This window comes from Streptomyces sp. NPDC058964 (assembly GCF_042741275.1).
Classification (GTDB): domain Bacteria; phylum Actinomycetota; class Actinomycetes; order Streptomycetales; family Streptomycetaceae; genus Streptomyces.
The window spans coordinates 1-5909 of record NZ_JBHYKH010000232.1; the positions used below are offsets into that span (position 1 = coordinate 1).

A 5909-nucleotide genomic window follows, 5' to 3' on the forward strand; every position below is an offset into this window, starting at 1 on the left:
GCCCGGCACCTCCGTCAGGGGTGCCGGGCAGCCGCGTGTGCGGGAGTCATTGATCTTTTTCGCGACGTGCCTTGATCCGGGTCAGGTCCAGGTCCAGCGGGAACGGCACGTCCAGCTTCATGCGCTCGCGGAAGATGCCGGTGCCGGTGTAGGCGCCGGTCGTGGGCTCGAGCTCGAAGACGTGCACCACGGCCCGGCCCTTCTCGTTCTCGACCCGCCAGTAGTGGGGGATCTTGGCGCGGGCGTACTTCAGCGGCTTGGTTTCCCGGCCGCGGGAGACGGAGTCCTCGGAGACGACCTCGATGGCCAGGACGACGGACTCGACCGGGAACCGGGTCTGGTTCGTATCCTCCACCGCATCTCCGCGTACGACGACCACGTCAGGCTCGGGCCTGTTCTGGTTGTCCAGGTCGATGGTGAACTCGCGGAAAACCTCAAGGTCCGCAGGTGCCAGCGACTGGAGCTGCCATTTGAAGAAATCGATGGTGCGCTCGTGAAAGATGGTCTGCGGACTCACGAAGACCAGACTCCCGTCGATCAATTCCGTGTGCGGAGGAAGATTCGGGAGGCGGTCCAGGTCGTCGGCGGTCCAGCCGCCTTCCGGCGGGGTCGGCCAGCTGGGCGTGGACGCCTTCGGTGCGACGCTCATCAGTGCTCCCGTGGGACGGAGTCTCGCCGGTCCATTCAGACTATCGGCCGGAAACGGGCAGGTCTCCCGCGAACATGTGAACGACCATCGTGTCCTTGACGTGCAGTGCGCCAGACAGCCTGTGGATAACTCCGGGACTGTCGGTGCGGAGCCCTATCGTGGACGCAGTGGTCGAGGGACGACGTACGGGGGCACGGCGATGGGCGGGACGGGCGGGATCAGCGAGATGCCAGGGGCGACCGACAGCGAGGCGCTGGCCACACTGCACCGGGTCTTCGGGTACGAGGCCTTCCGTGGTGAGCAGGAAGCGGTCATCGAGCATGTGGTGGCCGGCGGCGACGCCGTGGTCCTCATGCCGACCGGCGGCGGCAAGTCGCTGTGCTACCAGATCCCCGCCCTGGTCAGACCGGGTACAGGGATCGTCGTGTCACCGCTCATCGCGCTGATGCAGGACCAGGTCGACGCCCTGCGGGCGCTCGGTGTGAACGCCGGGTTCATCAACTCCACCCAGGACTTCGACGAGCGGCGCGTGGTCGAGGCGGAGTTCCTGGCGGGCGAGCTCGACCTGCTGTATCTGGCGCCGGAGCGGCTGCGTCTGGACTCCACCCTGGACCTGCTGTCCCGAGGCAAGATCTCGGTGTTCGCGATCGACGAGGCGCACTGCGTGTCCCAGTGGGGCCACGACTTCCGCCCCGACTACCTGACCCTCTCGATCCTGGGCGAGCGCTGGCCCGACGTCCCCCGGATCGCGCTCACGGCGACGGCCACCCATGCCACACACCAGGAGATCACGCAGCGGCTGAGGATGCCCGAGGCCCGCCACTTCGTGGCGAGCTTCGACCGGCCCAACATCCAGTACCGGATCGTGCCCAAGGCCGACCCCAAGAAGCAGCTCCTCGCCTTCCTGCGCCAGGAGCACGCGGGCGACGCGGGCATCGTGTACTGCCTCTCGCGGAACTCGGTGGAGAAGACCGCCGAGTTTCTGAGCCGCAACGGCGTGGAGGCGGTGCCCTACCACGCCGGCCTGGACGGGGGTACGCGCGCGGCGCACCAGTCCCGGTTCCTGCGCGAGGACGGCCTGGTCGTGGTGGCGACCATCGCCTTCGGCATGGGCATCGACAAGCCTGACGTACGGTTCGTGGCCCACCTCGACCTGCCCAAGTCGATCGAGGGCTACTACCAGGAGACCGGCCGCGCGGGCCGCGACGGACTGTCTTCCACGGCCTGGATGGCCTACGGGCTGAACGACGTCATACAGCAGCGCAAGCTGATCCAGTCCGGCGAGGGCGACGAGGCCTTCCGCCGCCGGGCCGCCGCCCACCTCGACTCGATGCTCGCGCTCTGCGAGACGGCACAGTGCCGCCGCGGCCAACTGCTCGCCTACTTCGGCCAGGACCCCGATCCGGCGGGCTGCGGCAACTGCGACACCTGCCTCACGCCGCCGGAGACCTGGGACGGCACGGTCGCCGCGCAGAAGGTGCTGTCGACGGTGGTCCGGCTGCAGCGGGAGCGGGGCCAGAAGTTCGGAGCCGTGCAGATCGTCGACATCCTGCTCGGCAAGCGCACCGCCAAGGTGATCCAGTTCGATCACGACCAGCTGTCCGTGTTCGGCATCGGTGCGGACCTGACCGAGGGCGAATGGCGGGGCGTCATCCGGCAGCTGCTGGCACAGGGGCTGCTCGCGGTCGAGGGGGAGTACGGCACGCTGGTGCTCACCGAGGCGAGCGGGGCGGTGCTGCGGCGGGAGCGCGAGGTGCCGCTGCGCAAGGAGCCGAAGAAGCCGGAGACCGCGCGCTCGACGTCCTCCTCGTCCGGCCGGGGCGACCGCAAGGCCAAGGCCGCTGCGGCCGAGCTGCCCGACGATCTGCTCCCGGCCTTCGAGGCGCTGCGCACCTGGCGCGCCGAACAGGCCCGTGAGCAGGGCGTTCCGGCGTACGTGATCTTCCATGACGCCACGCTCCGGGAGATCGTCAGCCGCCGGCCCGGCTCGGTGGCCGAGCTGGGCACGGTGAGCGGCGTCGGGGAGAAGAAGCTGGCGACGTACGGGGAGGGCGTACTCGGGGTGCTGGCCTCGCTGGACGGCCCGGCCGCGGCCCCCGCCGCACCGCCGACGGATGAAGCACCGGCGACCGGTGAGGCACGGGACGACGACTGGCCCGAGATGGACGCGGAGCCGGAGCCGGACGACTGGATGTGAGCCGGGCGGATGTGATGCGGGCGGATGTGATGCGGCGCCGGGACGGCGTCACAGCCCCAGCGCCGCGTATGTCCTGACGTCCGGGTCCGCGACCGAGTCCGAGTCCGCCGTGGCCGGGGCGAGAGCCGTGCGGGCCCCTCGCTGCCCGGTGCCGGGTCAGCGCCAGGACGGCTGCCTTGCGCACAGCGGCGTCCGGGGCGGTGAGGAGGGCCTTGGAGTGGGACGGGACCGCCGCGTCGGGACGGGTGGCGGCGAGCGCCCCGGCGGCGCCGGCCCGTATCTGCCACGCCGGTTCGGGCCGGGCGGCCACGGCCCGCTCGGCCAAGGGGGCCGGGCAGCCGAGCCGACGGCGGCCGGGACACCGCCGGTTCCGGGCCCGGTCCCGGCGGGGCTCGTCCCGTGGTCTGCTGCCCCGGGCGTGCCCGGCGCCTTGGCGGGGGTCACCCGGCCCTCGCGGGACGGGTCGTCGGCGGCCGAGGACAGGAGAGAGCCGCCACCCGCGCGGGCCCATGTCGTCCGGCCCTTGGGGCGGTTGACCCCGTAGGTCAGGACAGCGCAGTCAGCCCCGGGGCGAACGTGATCAGCAGCGGCAGGAGCGGCACCAGCGCGGCCACCGTCGTCGTGAGGGCGCGGTGCCTGCGGAGCAGCCGGGGCGGAGGCTCCAGGAGGCGGTCGACGCGTTCGCCCAGCAGGCGGCGGCTGGAGGCGCAGGAGAGGACTCCGCGGTGCTGGTTCAGCTCGATCAGGGCCAGCGCCGTCGTGAGGTGGCCGCAGCGGCGGGACGCCGTGTCGTCGGCGGCCAGTTCGACCAGCCGGTGGGTCTGGTCGCAGAAGTGGGCGAAGAGGGGGACGCGCGGGAAACCGGTGGCCAGCGCCGTGGAGAGGTGCAGCAGCCAGTCGTGGTGGGCGCGGGCGTGGTTGCGCTCATGGGTGAGGACGGCGTCCAGCTGATGGTCCGTGAGCCGGTGCAGGGCGCCGGTGGTGACGACCAGCTGGGGCGGATGGCCCGGCATCCACCAGGCATCCGGGTACTCGTCCTCCAGCACCAGCATGGGCCCGCGCGCGGCCGGCAGCCCGGCGGGCAGGTCGGGGGCGCGTTCGCGCAGGTGCGCACGGGTCAGTCCGCGGCGGCGGCGCGCCTCGGCGATCTCCCGCGCGAGCATCGCCGTCGTCCAGGCGGCGCCGCAGGCCAGCAGCACGGTGAGGACGACGGCCCAGACCGGGGCGGCGGAGAGGTCGTACGCGGCGGTGACGGCGGGCGGTGCCGGTGCGAAGACCCGGTCGCGCACGGTGTGGAAGACGGCGGCGGCACCCAGCACCAGCGCGGCCAGGCAGCACAGCAGCACGGTGGCGACCAGGCACTGCCACACCCACAGCCCGACCACGGGTTCCCGCTCGGGCCACGCGGCCCGGGTCAGCGCGCGCGGCGCCGGCACGGCGGCCGTCAGGGCGACGACACTCAGCAGGAGCAGGCAGACGGTCATGCCGGGGGCTCCGGTTCCTGGTCGGAGACAGGGGCGGGTGGCGGGGGGCCGGGGTGGTGCGGCGGCTCGTACGGCGGTGGCGGCGGCCATACGTCGGTGGTGCGTAGGCGTGTGAAACGGGCGTGCGACGGCAGTACGGCGGTGGTCGTACGCCGGGTCGTGCGGTGTTCCCGCCAGTATGACGGTGACGGACCCCGGCAGTCAGGGCTCGGCGGCTATCCGCCACCCCTGATCTCCGCCCCGGATCCGCCCCCGCCGTTTGCCCGCCTCCGCTCCCGTGACGCCTCTACGCCCGCAACGCCCCCCGCACCGCCGCCACGACCTCCTCCTCGTCCGCGCCCATGGCCCGCGCCTCCGCGACGAACCGCCCGGCCAGCGCCGCGAGCTCGGCCGGGTCGGGGCGGCGGGCCGGTACCGGCAGCGGAGCCACCCGCGTCCCCGCCCCGCGCCGGGTGCGGATCAGGGCGGCCGACTCCAGTTCGCGATAGGCGCGTGCCACCGTGCCCGCCGCGAGGCCCAGATCGGCCGCCAGCTGCCGTACGGTCGGCAGGCGTTCGCCCTCCGGCAGACGGCCGGTGGTGATCAGGGCCGCGAGCTGGGCGCGGATCTGCTCGTACGGCGGGACCGGGCTGTTCGTGTCGACCCTTACGGCCGCGCCGCTCATCGGCGCACCCGCCGTTCGCCCCGGCGTCGCCAGGTCGCACGGGGCGCGCAGACCGTGAACAGCATCAGCGGCACGGTCACGAAGGTGACCAGGGACAGCGGCCGCAGCACCCGGTCGGCCACGACCGACAACGCCCCGCCGCAGCCGGTGTTCGTCAGCGTGTCCGACGCCACCGTGGTGGCCCCGAACAGGGAGAACGAGACCACCAGGCCCCAGGCCGCGACGATCGCGAGGCTGCGGTCGCGCCGGGACTGCTCGTCGCCGGGCCGGGTCGCGATCCGCCGCAGGGACCAGCCGCAGGCGCCGGTGGCGACGGCGAGGCAGGCCAGCATCGGCAGGCCGTAGTGGAGCCCGGGCCAGGGGCTGAACGACTGGGTCCGGCCCCGGCAGGTCACCGTCAGTGAACGGCCCGCCCGCCCCAGGTCGTCCGGCGAGGCCACCGCGGCGGCCACGCCCAGCAGCACCACCAGCACAACCGCCATCGCGATCAGCAGCCAGATCATCCGGGGCGGCACGTAGTCGCGCACCCGGCGCGGGTCGAGGCCGGCCGTGCGCACGGCACTTCGGGCCGGCGGCGTCAGCGCGTCGCCCACCAGTACTCCGGCCACCGCGCACAGCCCGAACGCCGGGATGGCGTACAGGATTCCGTCCCCGTGGTCGAGAGGTATCAGCCAGTGCGCCACGAGCGCCCCCGCCACCAGGCCCGCCCAGCGGGCGTAGCGGTCGACGAACCTGCGTGACGCCGATGCGGTGGCACCGGCTTCGGTACCGACTTCGGTCATGAGAGATCCCCCGGAAAAGAAGCACGCCTTGTACGAACCCCATGTAAAAAAAGGGGGCTACAAAAAGGAATACATTCGGACTTGTGTACACAGCATACAACAACCCCCCCCCACTCCAAAGCCCACCCCACCC

General features: G+C 72.4%; 5 protein-coding genes. 1 reads left to right on the plus strand and 4 read right to left on the minus strand.

Annotated elements, in window-relative coordinates; genetic code table 11:
- Positions 1–46: 46 nt before the first annotated feature.
- A complete protein-coding gene (locus tag ACFW2E_RS25935; RefSeq protein WP_384469476.1) occupies positions 47–649 on the minus strand; it encodes a Uma2 family endonuclease in 603 nt (200 codons plus the stop codon).
- 199 nt (positions 650–848) lie between these two features.
- Here ACFW2E_RS25935 and recQ point away from each other — a divergent pair, with 199 nt between their 5' ends.
- Positions 849–2846 carry a DNA helicase RecQ gene (gene recQ, locus ACFW2E_RS25940; protein ID WP_384469477.1) on the plus strand — a complete coding sequence of 666 codons (1998 nt, stop codon included), beginning with the start codon at positions 849–851 and terminating at the stop codon, positions 2844–2846.
- A 545-nt stretch (positions 2847–3391) separates the two neighbouring features.
- On the opposite strand, the gene ACFW2E_RS25945 is transcribed toward recQ, so the two are convergent.
- From ACFW2E_RS25945 to ACFW2E_RS25955, 3 genes are all read right to left on the minus strand, one after another.
- A complete protein-coding gene (locus tag ACFW2E_RS25945) occupies positions 3392–4330 on the minus strand; it encodes a M56 family metallopeptidase (RefSeq protein WP_384469478.1) in 939 nt (312 codons plus the stop codon).
- A gap of 286 nt (positions 4331–4616) precedes the next feature.
- Positions 4617–4994 carry a GntR family transcriptional regulator gene (locus ACFW2E_RS25950; RefSeq protein WP_384469479.1) on the minus strand — a complete coding sequence of 126 codons (378 nt, stop codon included), beginning with the start codon at positions 4992–4994 and terminating at the stop codon, positions 4617–4619.
- Positions 4991–5776, minus strand: coding sequence for a hypothetical protein (locus tag ACFW2E_RS25955; RefSeq protein ID WP_384469480.1), 786 nt, complete (start codon positions 5774–5776; stop codon positions 4991–4993). The genes ACFW2E_RS25950 and ACFW2E_RS25955 overlap by 4 nt, the downstream gene beginning before the upstream one ends.
- Positions 5777–5909 lie beyond the last annotated feature (133 nt).